The 15,716-nt window shown below is 70.0% G+C and carries 17 protein-coding genes and 1 tRNA gene; 13 read left to right on the top strand and 5 right to left on the bottom strand.

Going from position 1 to position 15,716, the window contains the following annotated elements:
- Positions 1 to 40 precede the first annotated feature (40 nt).
- The 3 genes from iolD to iolB all read left to right on the top strand — a co-directional run bounded on the left by iolD (position 41) and on the right by iolB (position 3,727).
- Entirely contained in the window at positions 41 to 1,864 is a 1,824-nt protein-coding gene (gene iolD / locus AACG61_RS14840; RefSeq protein WP_411839539.1) for a 3D-(3,5/4)-trihydroxycyclohexane-1,2-dione acylhydrolase (decyclizing), read from the top strand.
- Positions 1,865 to 1,876: 12 nt separating this feature from the next.
- Complete coding sequence (gene iolE, locus AACG61_RS14835) at positions 1,877 to 2,788, top strand: myo-inosose-2 dehydratase (RefSeq protein WP_411837871.1); 912 nt, start codon at positions 1,877 to 1,879, stop codon at positions 2,786 to 2,788.
- 144 nt (positions 2,789 to 2,932) lie between these two features.
- Positions 2,933 to 3,727 (top strand): 5-deoxy-glucuronate isomerase, encoded by a 795-nt coding sequence (iolB, locus tag AACG61_RS14830; RefSeq protein ID WP_411837870.1) that lies wholly within the window; start codon positions 2,933 to 2,935, stop codon positions 3,725 to 3,727.
- Positions 3,728 to 3,878: 151 nt separating this feature from the next.
- Here the strand turns inward: iolB and AACG61_RS14825 are convergent.
- Positions 3,879 to 3,954: transfer RNA gene (locus AACG61_RS14825), tRNA-Lys, on the bottom strand.
- Between the two features lie 94 nt (positions 3,955 to 4,048).
- Here AACG61_RS14825 and dapF point away from each other — a divergent pair.
- From dapF to dxs, 6 genes are all read left to right on the top strand, one after another.
- Positions 4,049 to 4,888 carry a diaminopimelate epimerase gene (dapF, locus tag AACG61_RS14820; RefSeq protein ID WP_411837869.1) on the top strand — a complete coding sequence of 280 codons (840 nt, stop codon included), beginning with the start codon at positions 4,049 to 4,051 and terminating at the stop codon, positions 4,886 to 4,888.
- Positions 4,885 to 6,138, top strand: a complete 1,254-nt coding sequence (gene mtaB / locus AACG61_RS14815; protein ID WP_411837868.1) for a tRNA (N(6)-L-threonylcarbamoyladenosine(37)-C(2))-methylthiotransferase MtaB — start codon at positions 4,885 to 4,887, stop codon at positions 6,136 to 6,138. Before dapF ends, mtaB begins: the two co-directional genes overlap by 4 nt.
- A 127-nt stretch (positions 6,139 to 6,265) precedes the next feature.
- On the top strand, positions 6,266 to 7,180 hold the full coding sequence (locus AACG61_RS14810; RefSeq protein ID WP_411837867.1) for a histone deacetylase family protein: 915 nt from the start codon (positions 6,266 to 6,268) through the stop codon (positions 7,178 to 7,180).
- Positions 7,177 to 7,413 (top strand): exodeoxyribonuclease VII small subunit, encoded by a 237-nt coding sequence (locus AACG61_RS14805; RefSeq protein ID WP_411837866.1) that lies wholly within the window; start codon positions 7,177 to 7,179, stop codon positions 7,411 to 7,413. The genes AACG61_RS14810 and AACG61_RS14805 overlap by 4 nt, the downstream gene beginning before the upstream one ends.
- Complete coding sequence (locus tag AACG61_RS14800; protein WP_411837865.1) at positions 7,413 to 8,276, top strand: polyprenyl synthetase family protein; 864 nt, start codon at positions 7,413 to 7,415, stop codon at positions 8,274 to 8,276. The genes AACG61_RS14805 and AACG61_RS14800 overlap by 1 nt, the downstream gene beginning before the upstream one ends.
- Positions 8,277 to 8,301: 25 nt before the next feature.
- Positions 8,302 to 10,227: a 1-deoxy-D-xylulose-5-phosphate synthase gene (gene dxs / locus AACG61_RS14795; RefSeq protein WP_411837864.1), complete on the top strand. Its 1,926-nt coding sequence runs from the start codon at positions 8,302 to 8,304 to the stop codon at positions 10,225 to 10,227.
- 20 nt (positions 10,228 to 10,247) lie between these two features.
- Here the strand turns inward: dxs and fliP are convergent, their stop codons facing one another.
- From fliP to fliF, 4 genes are read right to left on the bottom strand one after another with little or no spacing between them, the layout of a single operon-like run.
- Entirely contained in the window at positions 10,248 to 10,955 is a 708-nt protein-coding gene (gene fliP, locus AACG61_RS14790) for a flagellar type III secretion system pore protein FliP (protein ID WP_411839538.1), read from the bottom strand.
- Between the two features lie 2 nt (positions 10,956 to 10,957).
- A complete protein-coding gene (locus AACG61_RS14785; RefSeq protein WP_411837863.1) occupies positions 10,958 to 11,215 on the bottom strand; it encodes a FliM/FliN family flagellar motor switch protein in 258 nt (85 codons plus the stop codon).
- The gene (locus AACG61_RS14780) at positions 11,203 to 11,766 is read right to left on the bottom strand and encodes a hypothetical protein (protein ID WP_411837862.1); all 564 of its coding nucleotides are present in this window, start codon (positions 11,764 to 11,766) and stop codon (positions 11,203 to 11,205) included. The genes AACG61_RS14785 and AACG61_RS14780 overlap by 13 nt, the downstream gene beginning before the upstream one ends.
- A gap of 8 nt (positions 11,767 to 11,774) precedes the next feature.
- On the bottom strand, positions 11,775 to 13,361 hold the full coding sequence (gene fliF / locus AACG61_RS14775) for a flagellar basal-body MS-ring/collar protein FliF (RefSeq protein ID WP_411837861.1): 1,587 nt from the start codon (positions 13,359 to 13,361) through the stop codon (positions 11,775 to 11,777).
- 118 nt (positions 13,362 to 13,479) lie between these two features.
- Here fliF and fliL point away from each other — a divergent pair, with 118 nt between their 5' ends.
- From fliL to motA, 4 genes are read left to right on the top strand one after another with little or no spacing between them, the layout of a single operon-like run.
- The gene (gene fliL / locus AACG61_RS14770; protein WP_411837860.1) at positions 13,480 to 13,956 is read left to right on the top strand and encodes a flagellar basal body-associated protein FliL; all 477 of its coding nucleotides are present in this window, start codon (positions 13,480 to 13,482) and stop codon (positions 13,954 to 13,956) included.
- An 11-nt stretch (positions 13,957 to 13,967) separates the two neighbouring features.
- Complete coding sequence (locus AACG61_RS14765) at positions 13,968 to 14,303, top strand: hypothetical protein (protein ID WP_411837859.1); 336 nt, start codon at positions 13,968 to 13,970, stop codon at positions 14,301 to 14,303.
- Positions 14,296 to 14,838, top strand: coding sequence for a MotE family protein (locus tag AACG61_RS14760; protein ID WP_411837858.1), 543 nt, complete (start codon positions 14,296 to 14,298; stop codon positions 14,836 to 14,838). Before AACG61_RS14765 ends, AACG61_RS14760 begins: the two co-directional genes overlap by 8 nt.
- A gap of 11 nt (positions 14,839 to 14,849) precedes the next feature.
- The gene (motA, locus tag AACG61_RS14755) at positions 14,850 to 15,716 is read left to right on the top strand and encodes a flagellar motor stator protein MotA (protein ID WP_127897678.1); all 867 of its coding nucleotides are present in this window, start codon (positions 14,850 to 14,852) and stop codon (positions 15,714 to 15,716) included.

Raw genomic sequence — 15,716 nt, 5'->3', positions numbered from 1 at the left:
CCCCCCGCGGGATGTTTTCGTGAAGAAGAAGGGGCAGGTCATGGGTGAGACGGTGCGGTTGACCGCGGCGCAGGCGATGGTGCGCTGGTTGTCGGTGCAGATGACCGAGGAGGGCGAGCGGTTCATCGACGGGGTCTGGGCGATCTTCGGGCATGGCAACGTGGCGGGGCTGGGCCAGGCGCTGCAGGAGGCGGGCGACGCCCTGCCGACATGGCGCGGGCAGAACGAGCAGACCATGGCCCATGCGGCCATCGCCTTTGCCAAGGGGCATGGGCGCAGGCGCGCGCAGGCGGTCACGGCCAGCATCGGGCCCGGCGCCACGAACATGGTCACCGCTGCCGCGGTCGCCCATGTGAACCGCCTGCCGCTGCTGCTGATCCCGGGCGACGTCTTTGCCAACCGCCGCCCCGATCCGGTGCTGCAGCAGATCGAGGATTTCGGGGATGGCACGGTCAGCGCCAACGACTGCTTTCGTCCCGTGGTGCGCTATTTCGACCGCATCACCCGGCCCGAGCATCTGCTGAGCGCGCTGCCCCGCGCCATGCGGGTGATGACGGACCCTGCGGAATGCGGGCCGGTCTGCCTGGCCTTCTGCCAAGATGTGCAGGCCGAGGCCCATGATTGGCCCGAGGCGTTCTTTCAGCCCCGCGTCTGGCATATCCGCCGCCCCGCGCCCGATGCGGGCGAGCTGGCCCGCGCGGCCGAGGCGATCCGGGCGGCGCGCGCGCCAGTCATCGTCTGCGGCGGGGGCGTGATCCATTCGGGTGCCGAAGCGGTTCTGGCCGATTTCGTGACCCGCCATGCCGTCCCGGTGATCGAGACGCAGGCGGGCAAGTCCGCCTTGGCGCAGGCGCATCCGATGAATTTCGGTGCGGCGGGGGTCGATGGGTCCGCCGCGGCCAATGCGGTGGCGCAGGCGGCCGATCTGGTCGTCGCGGTCGGCACGCGGCTGCAGGATTTCACCACCGGATCGCGCACGCTGTTCGGGGCGCCGATCCTGGGAATCAACGTGCAGCCCCATGATGCCGGCAAGCATGGCGCGATGACGCTGGTCGCCGATGCGCGGGTCGCGCTCGAGGCGCTGAGCCGCGCCTTGGGCGATCTGCGCTTCGATCCCGACACGCGGCCGCGCGCGGACTGGCTGGCCGCGGTGGATGCGCATTGCGCCACCGCGCCCCAAGGCCTGCCGACCGATGCGCAGGTGATCGGCGCCGTGCAGCGCGCGGCGCCCGAAGGCATCGCCATGTGCGCGGCCGGCACCATGCCCGGCGCGCTGAAGCTCTTGTGGCAGGCGTCGCAGGGCGGCTATCACATGGAATACGGCTTCTCCTGCATGGGATACGAGATCGCGGGCGCGATGGGGCTGGCCTTGGCCAGGCCCGAGCGGCAGGTGCTGTGCTTCGTGGGCGACGGCAGCTACATGATGGCCAACAGCGAGCTGGTCACGGCCGTCATGCGCCGCGTGCCCTTCACGGTGATCCTGACCGACAATCGCGGCTATGGCTGCATCAACCGGCTGCAGGCGCATTGCGGGGGGGCGCCCTTCAACAACCTCTATGCCGACAGCCGCGTCGCGGCCCAGCCCGCGATCGACTTCGTGGCCCATGCGGCCAGCATGGGCGCGCATGCGGTCCGGGCCGCCGATCTGGCCGCGCTGGAGGCCGAGATCGCCGCAGCGCGCGGCCGCGACATCCCCACCGTCATCGTGATCGAGACGACCCCCCGGCCCGGCCCCGGCGACGGGCTGGAGGGGGCGGGCCACTGGTGGGACGTGGCCATTCCCGATGCGGACACGACCGACGGCCTGCGACAGGCCCATGCGCGCTATCTGGACCGGATGGCGCGGCAGATCACGATCAACTGAAGGCGGACCCCGATGATCCTTTACGGCACCAACCCGATTGCCTGGGCCAATGACGACGACCAGTCGATCGGCGCCCATATCCCGACCGAGCAGATTCTGCGCGAGGCGGGCCGCGAGATCGGCTTCGACGGCATCGAGAACGGCCACCGCTGGCCCGACGATCCGCAGGAACTGAAATCCCTGCTGGCGGAATACGGGCTGCGCTTCATCTCGGGCTGGTATTCGACGCATCTGCTGACCCGTTCGGTCGCGGAGGAGATCGCGGCGGTCGGGCCCCATCTGGAGCGGCTGAAGGCGAACGGGTGCACCGTCTGCATCGTCTGCGAATGCTCGAACACGGTGCATGGCAGTCCCGACGTGGCCGTGAACGACCGGCCCCGGCTGTCGGCGGATCAGATGGCGGCCTTCGGCGCCAGGCTGGAGGAATTCGCCGCCTGGATGGCCGGGCAGGGGGTCACGCTGGCCTATCACCACCACATGGGCACCATCGTCGAAAGCCCCGAGGACATCGACGCGCTGATGGCCGCGACCGGGCCCGCGACGCATCTGCTGTTCGATGCGGGCCATTGCGCCTTCGGGGGCGGCGATCCGCTGGCCGTGCTGAAGCGCCACGCGGGTCGCGTCGCGCATTTTCACGCCAAGAACATCCGTCGCCCGGTGACCGAGCGGGTGCGCGCGGAAGGCCTGTCCTTCCTGCAGGGCGTCATGGCCGGGGCCTTCACCGTGCCGGGCGATCCGGAAGGCGCGATTGACTTCGTGCCGCTGCTCCGGATGCTGGCGCAGGCGGGTTACAACGGCTGGCTGGTGATCGAGGCCGAGCAGGACCCCGTCCTGCGCAACCCGCTGACCTATCAGGCGATGGGTCTCAAGGCGCTGAAGGCCGCGGCCCGCGAGGCCGGTCTGGACCCCCACGCCGATGGCTGAGCGCGCGACGCGACCCGGCCTGCGGACCTGCACCCGCGTGTGCGGCGGGGTCGGAGGGGCGACGGCCCCGACTGCCGGGACGACCCCTCGATGGGGTCGGCGCGGCAGGCCTGCTCCGGCAGGCGGACAGGAAAGGACAGGCGCATGACCCGACTTCTTCGACGGCCCTTCGGTCGCCACGGCGAGATACACCGCATCACCCCCGCCGATGCGGGCTGGCGGCACGTGGGCTTCCAGCTCCACGCCCTGCGCCCCGGAGACCGCGTGGCGGCCGCCACCGGAACGACCGAGGTCATCCTGGTGATGGTCGAGGGCAAGGCTGCCGTCCATGCCTCCGGGCAGGACTGGGGCGTCCTGGGCGACCGCGCCAGCGTCTTCGAACGCTCGGCGCCCCATTGCCTCTACGTGCCCCCCGGCGCCGACTGGACGGCCCAGGCCACGACCGACTGTCTCATCGCCGTCTGCGCGGCCCCCGCGGCGGGCGGGCGCCCCGCGCGGCGTCTGGGCCCCGAGGGCATCGTCCTGACGCAGCGGGGCGAGGGCAACAACGCCCGCTGGATCAACAACATCGCCATGGAGGACAGCGACGCCTGCGACAGCCTGCTGGTGACCGAGGTCTTCACCCCCGCCGGGCACTGGTCCTCCTATCCCAGCCACCGCCACGACGAGGACGACTTTCCCCGCGTCACCTATCTGGAGGAGACCTACTACCACCGCATCGACCCGCCCGACGGCTGGGCCGTGCAGCGGGTCTACACCGATGACGGCAGCCTGGACGAGGTGATGGCGCTTCGTGATCACGACGTGGTCCTGGTGCCGCGCGGCCACCATCCCTGCACGGTGCCGCCGGGCTTTCAGCTCTACTACCTGAACGTGATGGCGGGCCCCCGCCGCAACTGGCGATTCGTCCCGGCCCCCGAGGTCGCGCGCCTGTTCTGACCGGTCGCGACGGAACGACGCGGGTGCCGTCCTCCGGCGCTCGCATTTCGACGATGAGGGTATCGTTGCAGGACACCGACGCCTGCGACCGGGCCGAAGCCCGCCGCGGTTGCCCGGCGGTCTGCCTGTCTTCAAGCGGAAGGAGATACAGTGGTGAGCCCAACAGGATTCGAACCTGTGACCCACTGATTAAAAGTCAGTTGCTCTACCAACTGAGCTATGGGCCCATCACGAGGCGCTTCCTAGGGGGGGTGGCCGGTGGCGTCAACCCGAAAAATGATCCATCTGGCGATTTCCCGTCGCAGGGCGTATAGGGCGCGCATGACACAGACCCCACGCACCGCCCCTGACGGGGGGCTGCCCTTCCTGAAGATGCACGGGTTGGGCAACGACTTCGTGATCCTCGACCTGCGCGGCGGGCGGCCCCGGCCCGGCGCGGACCTTGTCGCGCGCATCGCCGACCGGCATCGCGGGGTGGGCTTCGACCAGCTGGCCGGGATCGAGGATTGCGCTGACGCCGATGCGCGGCTGGTCTTCTGGAACGCGGACGGGTCGCTGTCGGCGGCCTGCGGCAACGCGACGCGCTGCATCGCGCGCTGGCTGATGGACCGGACCGGGGCCGCGTCGCTGCGCCTGCGCACCGATCACGGGCTGCTTCTGGCCGAGGATGCCGGGGGCGGACTGACGCAGGTCAACATGGGGCCGCCGGTCCTGGACTGGCGCGCGATCCCGTTGGCGCAGGCGGTCGACATCGACCACCTGCCCGTCGCGGGCGATCCGGTGGCGACGGGGATGGGCAATCCGCACATCACCTTCTTCGTGGCGGATGCCGATGCCGTCGATCTGGACCGCTTCGGCCCGGAGCACGAGCATCACCCGCTGTATCCGCAGCGCACCAATGTCGAGGTCGTGCAGGTCCTGTCGCGCGACGCGATCCGGCTGCGCATCTGGGAACGGGGGGCGGGGCCGACGCTGGCCTCCGGGTCGTGCTCCTGCGCGGCGGTGGTGGCCGCCGTGCGGCGCGGGCTGACCGAGCGGCGCGTGCGCGTGCAGGTGCCGGGCGGCGAACTGCTGATCGACTGGCGCGAGGATGGCGTCTGGATGGAGGGGCCGACCGCCATCGTCTTCGAGGGGCGCCTGACGCCCGCGTGGCTGGCATGAGCGCGCCGGTCTTCTCCACCTTGGGCTGTCGCCTGAACGCCTATGAGACCGAGGCCATGCGCGAGATGGCCGAGGCCGCGGGCCTGTCCGGCGCGGTCGTGGTGAACACCTGCGCCGTCACCGCCGAGGCCGTCCGCAAGGCCCGCCAGGAGATCCGCCGCCTGTCGCGCGAGAACCCCGGCGTGCCGGTCATCGTCACCGGCTGCGCCGCCCAGACCGAGCCCGAGACCTTCGCCGCCATGCCCGAGGTCACCAAGGTCATCGGCAACCATGAGAAGATGCAGCCCGCGACCTGGGCCTCCCTGCGCGCTCCCGACCTGATCGGCGAGACCGAGAAGGTGGTCGTGGACGACATCATGTCGGTGCGCGAGACTGCGGGCCATCTGATCGACGGGTTCGGGCGGCACCGCGCCTATGTGCAGGTCCAGAACGGCTGCGATCATCGCTGCACCTTCTGCATCATTCCCTTCGGCCGCGGCAATTCCCGGTCGGTCCCGGCGGGCGTCGTGGTCGAGCAGATCAAGCGCCTGGTCGGGCGCGGCTTCAACGAGGTCGTGCTGACCGGGGTGGACCTGACCAGCTGGGGCGCGGACCTGCCGGGGACGCCGCGGCTTGGCGATCTGGTCATGCGCATCCTGCGGCTGGTGCCGGACCTGCCGCGCCTGCGGATCAGCTCGATCGATTCGATCGAGGCGGACGAGAACCTGATGCTGGCCATCGCGACCGAACCGCGCCTGATGCCGCATCTGCACCTGTCGCTGCAGGCGGGCGACGACATGATCCTGAAGCGGATGAAGCGCCGCCACCTGCGCGACGATGCCATCGCCTTCTGCGAGGAGGCGCGGCGGCTGCGTCCCGACATGGTCTTCGGCGCCGACATCATCGCGGGCTTCCCGACCGAGACCGAGGCGATGTTCGACAATTCCGTGAAGCTGGTTCAGGATTGCGGTCTGACCTTCCTGCATGTCTTCCCCTATTCGGCGCGCAAGGGCACGCCCGCGGCGCGCATGCCCGCCGTGCCCGGCCCCGCGATCCGTGATCGCGCCGCCCGGCTGCGGGCGGCGGGGGATGCGGCGCTGCGCACGCATCTGGAGGCGCAGGTGGGGCGGACCCATCGGGTGCTGACCGAAGGGCCCCGGCTTGGACGGACCGAGCAGTTCACCGAGGTGGCTTTTGACAGCGATCAGCCCGAGGGCGCGCTGATGACGCTGACCATCGCGGGGCATGACGGGCAGCGGCTGACGGTCTGAGCCGGCGTTGCTGGGGGGGCGCTGCCCCCCCGTCCTGCGGACTCCCCCCGGGATATTTGCGTGAAGAAGAATTGGCGGGTTGTCGATCCGGGGCGGGGCTTCTAGCCTCCCGCCCTGGAGGAGAGAGATGACCGTGATCCTGTATTCGCATGACAGCGCCCGACAGCATGTGACGCCCGAGGGCCATCCCGAGCAGGTGGCCCGTTTCGACGCGGTGATGGCCGCGCTGGAGGGGTTGCCGCTGGATCGGCGCGAGGCGCCGCTGGCCGATGAGGCCGAGATTTTGCGCTGTCATCCGGCCAGCTATCTTCAGGCGCTGCGGGATGCGGTGCCGGGGGCGGGGACGCGGCAGATCGACGCCGATACGCATCTGTCGCCCGGCAGCCTGGAGCCCGCCCTGCGGGCCGTGGGCGGGGCCTGCGCGGCGGTGGATGCGGTGCTGGCGGGGCAGGCGCGGGCAGCCTTCGTGGCGATGCGCCCGCCCGGCCATCATGCGGAGGCGGCGGTGTCGATGGGGTTCTGCCTGTTCGGCACGGTGGCCATCGCGGCAAGGCGCGCGCTGGACCATCACGGGCTGGAGCGGGTGGCGGTGCTGGATTTCGACGTGCATCACGGCAACGGCACGCAGGCGCTGCTGTGGGACGAGGCGCGGGTGCTGCTCGTCAGCAGCCAGCAGGCGCCGCTGTGGCCGGGCACGGGCGCGGCCTCCGAACGGGGGGCGCATGGGCAGGTGCTGAACCTGCCCCTGCCGCCGGGATCGGACGGGGCGCTGGCGCGGGCGGAGTGGCGCGGCGCGCTGGAGCGGATGCGCGACCTGTCGCCGCAGTTGGTGCTGATCTCGGCCGGGTTTGACGCGCATCGCGACGATCCGCTGGCCCAGCTGGACTGGGATGACGAGGATTACCGCGACCTGACGCGGGACATCCTGGCGGCGTCGGGCGGGGCGCCGGTGGTATCCTGCCTGGAAGGGGGCTATGATCTGGCCGCCTTGGGCCGCAGCGTGCGGGCCCATGTCGATGTGCTGCTGGAGGCCGATGCATGAGCGATATCAACACCCTCTCCTTCGAGGAGGCCATGCGCGAGCTGGAGGCCACGGTCGGCAAGCTGGAGACCGGCGAGGCGACGCTGGAGGAATCCATCGCGCTCTACGAACGCGGCGCCGCCCTGCGTGCGCATTGTGAGGCACGCCTGCGCGAGGCCGAGGAGCGGGTCGAGAAGATCACCGTGGCCGCCAACGGCCAGCCCGTCGGCACGACCCCGGCCGAGGGCCTGTGATGCAGGAGCGTCTGGCGCAGGTGCGCGCTGCCGTTCAGGCCGAGCTGGACCGCGCCATCGGGGCGCTGCCGCCGGGCGATCTGCGCGATGCGATGGCCTATGCGGCCCATGGCGGCAAGCGGCTGCGCGCCTTTCTGGTGATGGAATCGGCGCGGCTGCACGGGGTGTCCGACGACGCGGCCCTGCCCGTGGCAGCGGCCGTCGAGGCGCTGCATGCCTACAGCCTGGTCCATGACGACCTGCCCGCGATGGATGATGACGACCTGCGGCGCGGCCAGCCCACGGTGCATGTGAAATGGACCGAGGCCACCGCCATCCTGGCGGGTGACGCGCTGCAGACGCTGGCCTTCCAGCTGCTGACCGACCCGCGGATCGGGGCGGCGGAGGCGCAGATGCGGCTGGTCGCGGCGCTGGCGCAGGCGTCGGGGGCCGCGGGCATGGTCTGGGGTCAGGCGCTGGACATCGCCGCCGAGACGGCGGGAACGCCGCTGGATCTGGCTGCGATCACCGAATTGCAGGGGGGCAAGACCGGGGCTCTGATCCGCTTTGCCGCCACGGCGGGCGCGCGGATCGCGGGCGAGGACCCGGCCGCGCTGGACCGCTATGCCGAGGCGCTTGGCCTCGCGTTCCAGATCGCCGACGACATCCTGGACGTGACCGGTGACGAAACCGTGACCGGCAAGCGCGTCGGCAAGGATGCGGGTGCGGGCAAGGCCACCTTCGTGTCGCTGCTGGGCCTGGACGGGGCGCGGGCCGAGGCGCGGCGTCATGTCGCCGTCAGCATCGACGCGCTGGCGGCCTATGGTGCGGCGGCCGGAAACTTGCACGAGCTTGCGCGTTTCGTTATCGAGCGCGATACCTGAACGCCCGCCCCGAGGAGGGCCAGCCATGACCGATCGACCCAAGACGCCGATTCTGGACCGCGTGACCCTGCCGTCGGATCTGAAATCCCTGACCGACGCGCAGCTGCGCCAGCTGGCCGACGAGGTGCGGGCCGAGACGATCAGCGCGGTTAGCGTGACCGGCGGCCATCTGGGCGCGGGCTTGGGCGTGGTCGAGCTGACCGTGGCCCTGCACGCGGTCTTCGACACGCCGCGCGACAAGCTGATCTGGGACGTGGGACATCAGTGCTATCCGCACAAGATTCTGACCGGCCGGCGCGACCGCATCCGCACCCTGCGCATGGGCGGCGGTCTGGCGGGCTTCACCAAGCGCGCGGAGAGCCCCTACGACCCGTTCGGGGCGGGGCATTCCTCGACCTCGATCAGCGCGGCCCTGGGTTTCGCGATGGCGCGGGAGTTGGGCGGCGATCCGGGCGACGCGATCGCCGTCATCGGCGACGGCGCCATGAGCGCGGGCATGGCCTATGAGGCGCTGAACAATGCGGGCCACGAGGGCAAGCGCCTGTTCGTGATCCTGAACGACAATGAGATGTCCATCGCGCCCCCGGTCGGTGCGATGTCGGCCTATCTCACGCGACTTTACGCGGGCGGTCCCTTCCAGGAGCTGAAGGCCGTGGCCAAGGGCGCGGTCGGCATGCTGCCCGACGCCCTGCAGGAGGGCGCGCGCCGCGCCAAGGAGATGCTCAAGGGCATGACCGTGGGGGGCACGCTGTTCGAGGAGCTGGGCTTCTCCTATGTCGGTCCCGTCGACGGGCATGACATGGAGCAGCTGCTGCCCCTGCTGCGCACGGTGCGGGCGCGGGCCGACGGGCCGGTGCTGATCCACGTCGTGACGAAGAAGGGCAAGGGTTATGCTCCGGCCGAGACCGCGGCCGACAAGGGCCATGCGACCGGCAAGTTCGACGTGCTGACCGGCGTGCAGGCCAAGGCGAAATCGAATGCGCCCAGTTATACCGCGGTCTTTGCGCAGGGGCTGATCGACGAGGCGTCGCGCGACGACCGCATCCTGGGCGTGACGGCGGCCATGCCGGACGGAACGGGCCTGAAGCAGTTCGCGCAGCGCTTTCCGCGCCGCTGCTTCGACGTGGGCATCGCCGAGCAGCACGCCGTGACTTTTGCCGCCGGCCTGGCGGCGGGGGGGATGAAGCCGTTCGTGGCGATCTATTCGACCTTCCTTCAGCGCGGCTACGATCAGGTCGTGCATGACGTGGCCGTGCAGGGCCTGCCGGTGCGCTTTGCGATCGACCGGGCGGGGCTGGTGGGTCAGGACGGGCCGACGCATTCCGGGGCCTATGATATTGCCTTCCTGGCGAACCTGCCCGGCTTCGTCGTGATGGCCGCCGCGGACGAGGCGGAGCTGGCCCATATGGTGGCCACCGCCGCGGCCCATGACGACGGGCCCATCGCCTTCCGCTTTCCGCGCGGAGAGGGCACCGGAGTCGAGATGCCCGAGCGCGGTGAGGTCCTGCCCATCGGCAAGGGCCGCATGATCGCCGAGGGCTCGGGCGTCGCGATCCTGTCCTTCGGCACGCGGCTGTCCGAGGTGATGGCCGCACGTGAGGCGCTGATGGCGCGGGGCATCACGCCCACGGTGGCGGATGCGCGCTTTGCCAAGCCGCTGGACCGCGACCTGATCCTGTCGCTGGCGCAGGGGCACGACGCGCTGATCACCATCGAGGAGGGTGCGGTCGGCGGCTTCGGCAGTCATGTCGCGCACCTGCTGGCCGAGGAGGGGGCCTTCGACCAAGGCCTGCGGTTCCGGTCGATGGTGCTGCCCGATGCCTTCGTGGATCACGACGCGCCGCGGGCGATGTATGACGCCTCCTGCCTCAATGCCCAGCATATCGAGGAGAAGGTCCTGACGGTGATGGGCGTGCCCTCGCTGGCCGCGCGGCGGTCGGACCGGGCCTGAGGCCCGGCCCGGAGCCGCGATCAGCCGGGGGCGTAGCTGCGCACCAGCGCGCCTGCGATCATGCCCCACCCGTCGACGACGACGAAGAAGGCCAGCTTGAAGGGCAGCGACACCACCACCGGGGGCAGCATCATCATGCCCATCGACATCAGCACCGCCGCCACGACCAGATCGATGATCAGGAACGGGAGCGCGATCAGGAAGCCGATCTCGAAGGCGCGCTGGATTTCCGACAGCATGAAGGACGGGATCAGGACCGACAGCCGGTCCTCGGGACCGGTGCCGGGGGCGATCTCGGCCAGGTTGGCCAGCACGTCAGGGTCGGTGCGGGCGGCCATGAACCCCTCGAACGGGACGATGCCGCGCTGCAGGGCCTCGGCGATGCCGATCTGGCCGGCCTGAAGCGGCTGGCCCGCCACCGTCCAAGCCTCTCGCAGGACCGGGTCCATGATGAACCAGGTCAGGAAGATCGCCAAGCTGACGATCAGCATGTTCGGCGGCGACTGCTGCAGGCCGATGGACTGGCGCAGGATCGACAGAACGGTGACGATGAACGGGAAGGCCGTCACCATGATGGCGATGCCCGGCGCCAGCGACAGCGCCGTCAGCGCCACCACCAGCATCACCGCGTTGTCGCCCAGACCCGCCCCGAGCGCCTGCCCCAGGTCCTGCGCCAGCGCCGCGGACGGGGCCGCGACAGCCGTCAGGACCGCGAGGGTTCGCCAGATGCTCACACCGCCCCCGTGGAGCCCAGGACCCGGACGCAGAGCCGGTCCTCGGTGGTGCCGTCGCCGGTCAGCTCGCCCCGGGCGATGACCTTGTCGCCGACGCAGATCTCGACCCCGTCCTCGATCGCCTGATCCAGCACCAGGATGTCGTCGGCCCGCAGCGACGACAGCTGCGCCACGGTCTGGCGGGTGCGGCCAAGCCGGATGGTGACCTCGACCTGGATCGTGTCGGTGTCGATCAGATGCTTCAATGCGTCCATGTGCCGTCCTCCTGAGAGATTTCCGCGATCAGGCTGCGGATGTCATCCGCGATACCGTCGGGGGTGAAGTCGATCCGCCCGCCCTGCAGCGTGACGGTGATGCGGTCGTCGCGCGCGGGCTCCAGCACCACCGCGTCCAGCCCGGCCTGCGCCAGGCAGCGTTCCGCCAGCGGGCGCAGCCCGTCGCCGCAGGCGATGCGCAGCGTCAGTGCTTCGGTCCGTTGCGCCAGATGCGTGAGCTCGGCCCGCAGCGCCTCCTCCAGCCGGCGCGAGGCGGTGGGTGGGGCCATCAGGTCCAGCACCTGATGCAGGATCGGCGCCAGCGCGTCGATGGCCTCCTGCCGGATTTCGCGGCGGCGCGCCTCCTCGGCGGCCAGCCCGGCCGCGACCTGCTCCAGCCCCGCGACCAGGGCCGCGAGATCGGCGTTCCGTGCCTCGGCCAAGGCCTCGGCGCGGCCGTCGGCATGGGCCTGGTCCAGGTCGGCCTGCGAATAGGTGACCTCGACCCTGCGGGCGGCGACGGCGTTCGAGAAGGATTCCAGCTTGAACATGGCCAGGCTCAATTCACCTTCTCCTTGTTGTCGATCCAGCCGGAGAGGATCTTGACGCTTTCGTCATGACGCTCCTTCATCATGGCCTTCAGCCGGGCGACCGGGTCCGCAGGCGGCAGCGAGAGCGGTGTCTCGAGCCCCGGAAACTCGATCGGCACCACCCGGGGATTGTCCGGCGAGGGCTCGTCGTCGATCATCCCGTTCAGCCCGCCCATCATCGGCGGCATGGGCGGCAGGCTGGTGTCCAGCATCGGCAGCGGCGCGGGGGCGGGGGTGCGGTTGCGCATCATCGGGCGCAGGACCAGCAGGATGATCGCCAGCGCGAAGACCCCGATCAGCGCGATCCGCGCCAGATCGTTCAGCGCCAGCCGGTCCATCAGGCCGGGCTGCGCCAGGGTGCCGTCCTCGCCCAGGGCGGCGAAGGGCAGCGACTTGACGGTGATCTGGTCGCCCCGCGCCTCGTCGAAGCCCACGGCCGAGGCGACCAGCTCGCGCAGCGTCTGAAGTTCGGCTTCGGGGCGGGCGATCGCCACGGGCTGTCCGTCGGGGCCGGGCTGGGTCGTGCCGTTGACCAGCACCGCGACGGTCAGGCGGCGGGTCGAGCCGGGCTGGCGCTGCACCTCGCGGGTGACGCGGCTGACCTCGTAGTTGGCCTGGCTGCGGTTCTCGGCGCGGTTGCTCTGGCTGGTGTCGCCGGGCTGCTCCTCGGTGTCGGGCAGGTTCGAGGCGGCGGTCACCGCGCCGGATCCGGTCGAGTTGCTCTGGTCGGTCGTCTCCTCGGTCACGGTCGAGATCAGCGCCCGCTGCTCGGGGTCGAAGCGCTGTTCGGTCAGCAGCTCGGTGTCGGTGACCAGATCCAGGTTCAGCTCGACGATGGCATTGCCGACGCCGACATGAGGCTCCAGGATGCGCTCCACGTTGCGCTTCATCTCGGCAGCGCGGTCGGCCCCGGACTGATCCTCGGTCGCGGCGACGATGCCGCGCTGAGAATCGATGACGGTCACGCGCTCGGGCTGCATCCCCGGCACGCCGGACGACACCAGATACTTCAGCGCCGCCGCCTGTTCGCGGGTGATCGCGCCCCCCTTCGTCGTCAGCGTGACCGAGGCGCTGCCGTTCTGGTCGCGCCGGTAGCCGCGGCCGTTCTCGATGGCCAGATGCACGCGCGCGCTGGCCACGTTCGGCAGCGCCAGGATGGTGCGCGCCAGCTCGCCCTCCTTGGCGCGCCAATAGGCCGCGTCGAACATCTGCGACGTGGTGCCGAAGCCCGACATGCCGTCCAGCAGCTCGTAGCCGGTGCTGCCGGCGGCAGGCAGGCCCTCGGCCGCGAGGTCCATGCGCAGGCGGTCGCGCTGACCCGCCTCGACCCAGATCGCGTCGCCGCGCACCTCGTAGGGGACGCCCGCCCGCTCGATCCCGGCGATGACCTCGCCGGCCTGGGCGCTGTCCAGACCGCCATAGATCAGCGCCATGCTGGGCCGGTTCGCAAGCCAGGCAAAGCCCGCGATCATGAGGAATGTCCCCAGGAACGCGGCGCCCAGGATCATCTTCTGCTGAGAGCTTCGCTCGTTCCAGTAGTCCTGCAGTTTTTGCAAAACCGTCCCCCTTCGAATCATCGGACCATCGTCGTCTGACCCTGAAATGACATGGGCGATGTTAAGATTTGGTTAGTCGCGACCTGATATTTCGGTCTGGTCAGGACGGAGAATCACGATGACGGACATTGTTGCCGCAGCCCCTGAAAAGGCGCCCCGGAAGAAAGGATTGCTGGTTCCGCTGGCCGCGACGCTGGTCCTGGGCGGGGCGGGTTTCGCCTCCAGCTACCTGGGCTTCTGGTCGCCCGCATCCCTTCTGCAGGGCACGCCCGAACCGGAGGTCTCGACCGAGCATCTCAGCGTCGAGTTCATCGACATTCCCACGATCGAGATCGTGATTCCCGGCGGCCGCGCCCGCAGCCTGGTCCTGTCCGCCACCATCGAGACCGACACCAGCCACAAGGCCGAGGTGACCCACCTGATGCCGCGCGTCTCGGACGCCTTCACGACCTTCCTCTCGGGCGTGGACCCGGCCGCCTACGACAAGCGCGGCGTCCTCGAGGTGATCCGCGCCGAGCTGGTGACCCGGACCCGCTTCGTCCTGGGCGAGGAGCCGGTCAAGGACCTTCTGATCACGGAGTTTCGCTTCAAATGACCTTGGAACACATGATGCAGATTCTGCTGCTGGTCGCCTGTCTGGGACTGGGGGTCTTCTGCTTCAGCCTCACCCGGCGGCTGCGCAAGATGAACGACCTGGAAAGCGGGCTGGGCGGCGCCATCGCGGTGATGGCCGCCGAGGTCGACCGCCTGGAGCGCGCCATCCGCGCCGCCCGCGACGAGGCCACATCCGCCAGCGAGCGCCTGGCCGACGAGATCGAGACCGCGCGGCGCGAACGTGCGATCTGGGACCTGCGCCAGCGGATCGGCGCCGCCGCCTCCGAGGCCCCCGCGCCCCAGGTCTCGGCCCGCCGCCTGCGCAAGCGCGAGGTCAGCCATGGCTAGATACCTGATGCCCGCGCTGACGCTGATGTTCGCGCTGCCCGCCGGGGCGATGCTGTGGCAGGGGCAGGACCTGTCCCGCCTGTTCGCCGCCGTGGCCGCGCCGTCGGACCTCCTGGAGGGATGCGGCGACGTCCCCGAGGCCGTGGCCCTGGCCGAGGAGCTGCGCGACCGCGCCCTGCGCATCGAGCGCTACATGGAGTCCATCGAGACCCGCAAGGCGGAGCTGGTTCAAGCCGAATCGACGCTGCGCGAGCGCCTGGCCGAGCTGCGCGCCCAGAAGGGCAGCGTCACCGCCCGGCAGGACGGCGCGACCCAGGCCGTGCGCGCCGACATCGACCGCCTGGTCGCGCTCTACGACCAGATGAAGCCCGCCGAGGCCGCCGCCATCCTGACCAACCTTCCCGCCGAATTCGCGGCCGAGATCCTGATGCGCGTCCAGCCCGAGGCCGGCGCCCGCATCATCGCCGCGGTCGAGCCCCGCCAGGCCGCCCTGCTGACCGCGCAGATGGGCGCGCGCAGCGTCCGCAACCCATAAGGACCCCCGCAATGTTCGGTTTCGTCGGAATATTCCTCACGATCGTCATGGTCTTCGGTGGCTATCTGCTGGCCGGCGGCAAGATGGGCGTCATCCTGCATTCGCTGCCCTTCGAGATGATGATGATCATGGGCGCCGCCGTCGGCGCCTATCTGCTGGGCAATGATAGCCACACGCTGAAGGCCACGCTGGGCGGGCTGATCCGTGCCTTCAAGGGGCCCAAGTGGAACGCCCAGGATCACCAGGACGTGCTGTGCCTGATGTTCCAGCTGCTGAAGATCGCCAAGGAGAACCCCGTCGCGCTGGAGCAGCACATCGAGAATCCGGGCGAATCGCCGATCTTCACCGCCTATCCCAAGCTGGCGGCGGATCATCACGTCGTCTCGCTGATCGCGGACACGCTGCGCTCGGCCAGTTTGAACTACGACGACCCCTATCAGGTCGAGGACATGCTGTCGCGCCGCATCGCCGTCCTGAAGGAGGAGGAGATGCACGTCCCCCACGCCCTGCAGAACATGGCGGACGCGCTGCCCGCCCTGGGCATCGTCGCGGCGGTCCTGGGGGTGATCAAGACCATGTCCTCGATCGACCAGCCCCCCGCGGTGCTGGGCAAGATGATCGGCGGGGCGCTGGTCGGCACGTTCCTCGGGGTGTTCCTGTCCTATGGGTTCGTGGCACCGCTGGCCAATCGCCTCGGCGCGGTCGTCAAGCAGGACCTGGGGTTCTATGAGGTGGTGAAGTCGGTCCTGGTCGCGGGTCTGCATCAGCACGCCACGACGCTCTGCGTCGAGGTCGGCCGCCAGACCGTTCCCGAGCACGTCCGGCCCAGCTTCGACACGCTGGAAGGCGCCCTGCGCGAACTGAAGAAGGCCGCCTGA

Origin of the sequence: Paracoccus sp. ME4 (assembly GCF_046736325.1) — a bacterium.
Lineage (GTDB): Bacteria > Pseudomonadota > Alphaproteobacteria > Rhodobacterales > Rhodobacteraceae > Paracoccus.
Note: the sequence above shows the minus strand (reverse complement) of the source record. Positions and strands in the feature narration are given on the sequence as shown.

Coding starts and splice junctions, on each gene's coding strand:
- iolE (WP_411837871.1), top strand. CDS start 1,877: ATGATCCTTTACGGCACCAACCCGATTGCCTGGGCCAATGACGACGAC.
- AACG61_RS14760 (WP_411837858.1), top strand. CDS start 14,296: ATGGCTAGATACCTGATGCCCGCGCTGACGCTGATGTTCGCGCTGCCC.
- fliL (WP_411837860.1), top strand. CDS start 13,480: ATGACGGACATTGTTGCCGCAGCCCCTGAAAAGGCGCCCCGGAAGAAA.
- AACG61_RS14800 (WP_411837865.1), top strand. CDS start 7,413: ATGCAGGAGCGTCTGGCGCAGGTGCGCGCTGCCGTTCAGGCCGAGCTG.
- dxs (WP_411837864.1), top strand. CDS start 8,302: ATGACCGATCGACCCAAGACGCCGATTCTGGACCGCGTGACCCTGCCG.
- AACG61_RS14810 (WP_411837867.1), top strand. CDS start 6,266: ATGACCGTGATCCTGTATTCGCATGACAGCGCCCGACAGCATGTGACG.
- iolB (WP_411837870.1), top strand. CDS start 2,933: ATGACCCGACTTCTTCGACGGCCCTTCGGTCGCCACGGCGAGATACAC.
- dapF (WP_411837869.1), top strand. CDS start 4,049: ATGACACAGACCCCACGCACCGCCCCTGACGGGGGGCTGCCCTTCCTG.
- AACG61_RS14765 (WP_411837859.1), top strand. CDS start 13,968: ATGATGCAGATTCTGCTGCTGGTCGCCTGTCTGGGACTGGGGGTCTTC.
- motA (WP_127897678.1), top strand. CDS start 14,850: ATGTTCGGTTTCGTCGGAATATTCCTCACGATCGTCATGGTCTTCGGT.
- mtaB (WP_411837868.1), top strand. CDS start 4,885: ATGAGCGCGCCGGTCTTCTCCACCTTGGGCTGTCGCCTGAACGCCTAT.
- AACG61_RS14780 (WP_411837862.1), bottom strand. CDS start 11,766: ATGTTCAAGCTGGAATCCTTCTCGAACGCCGTCGCCGCCCGCAGGGTC.
- AACG61_RS14805 (WP_411837866.1), top strand. CDS start 7,177: ATGAGCGATATCAACACCCTCTCCTTCGAGGAGGCCATGCGCGAGCTG.
- iolD (WP_411839539.1), top strand. CDS start 41: ATGGGTGAGACGGTGCGGTTGACCGCGGCGCAGGCGATGGTGCGCTGG.
- AACG61_RS14785 (WP_411837863.1), bottom strand. CDS start 11,215: ATGGACGCATTGAAGCATCTGATCGACACCGACACGATCCAGGTCGAG.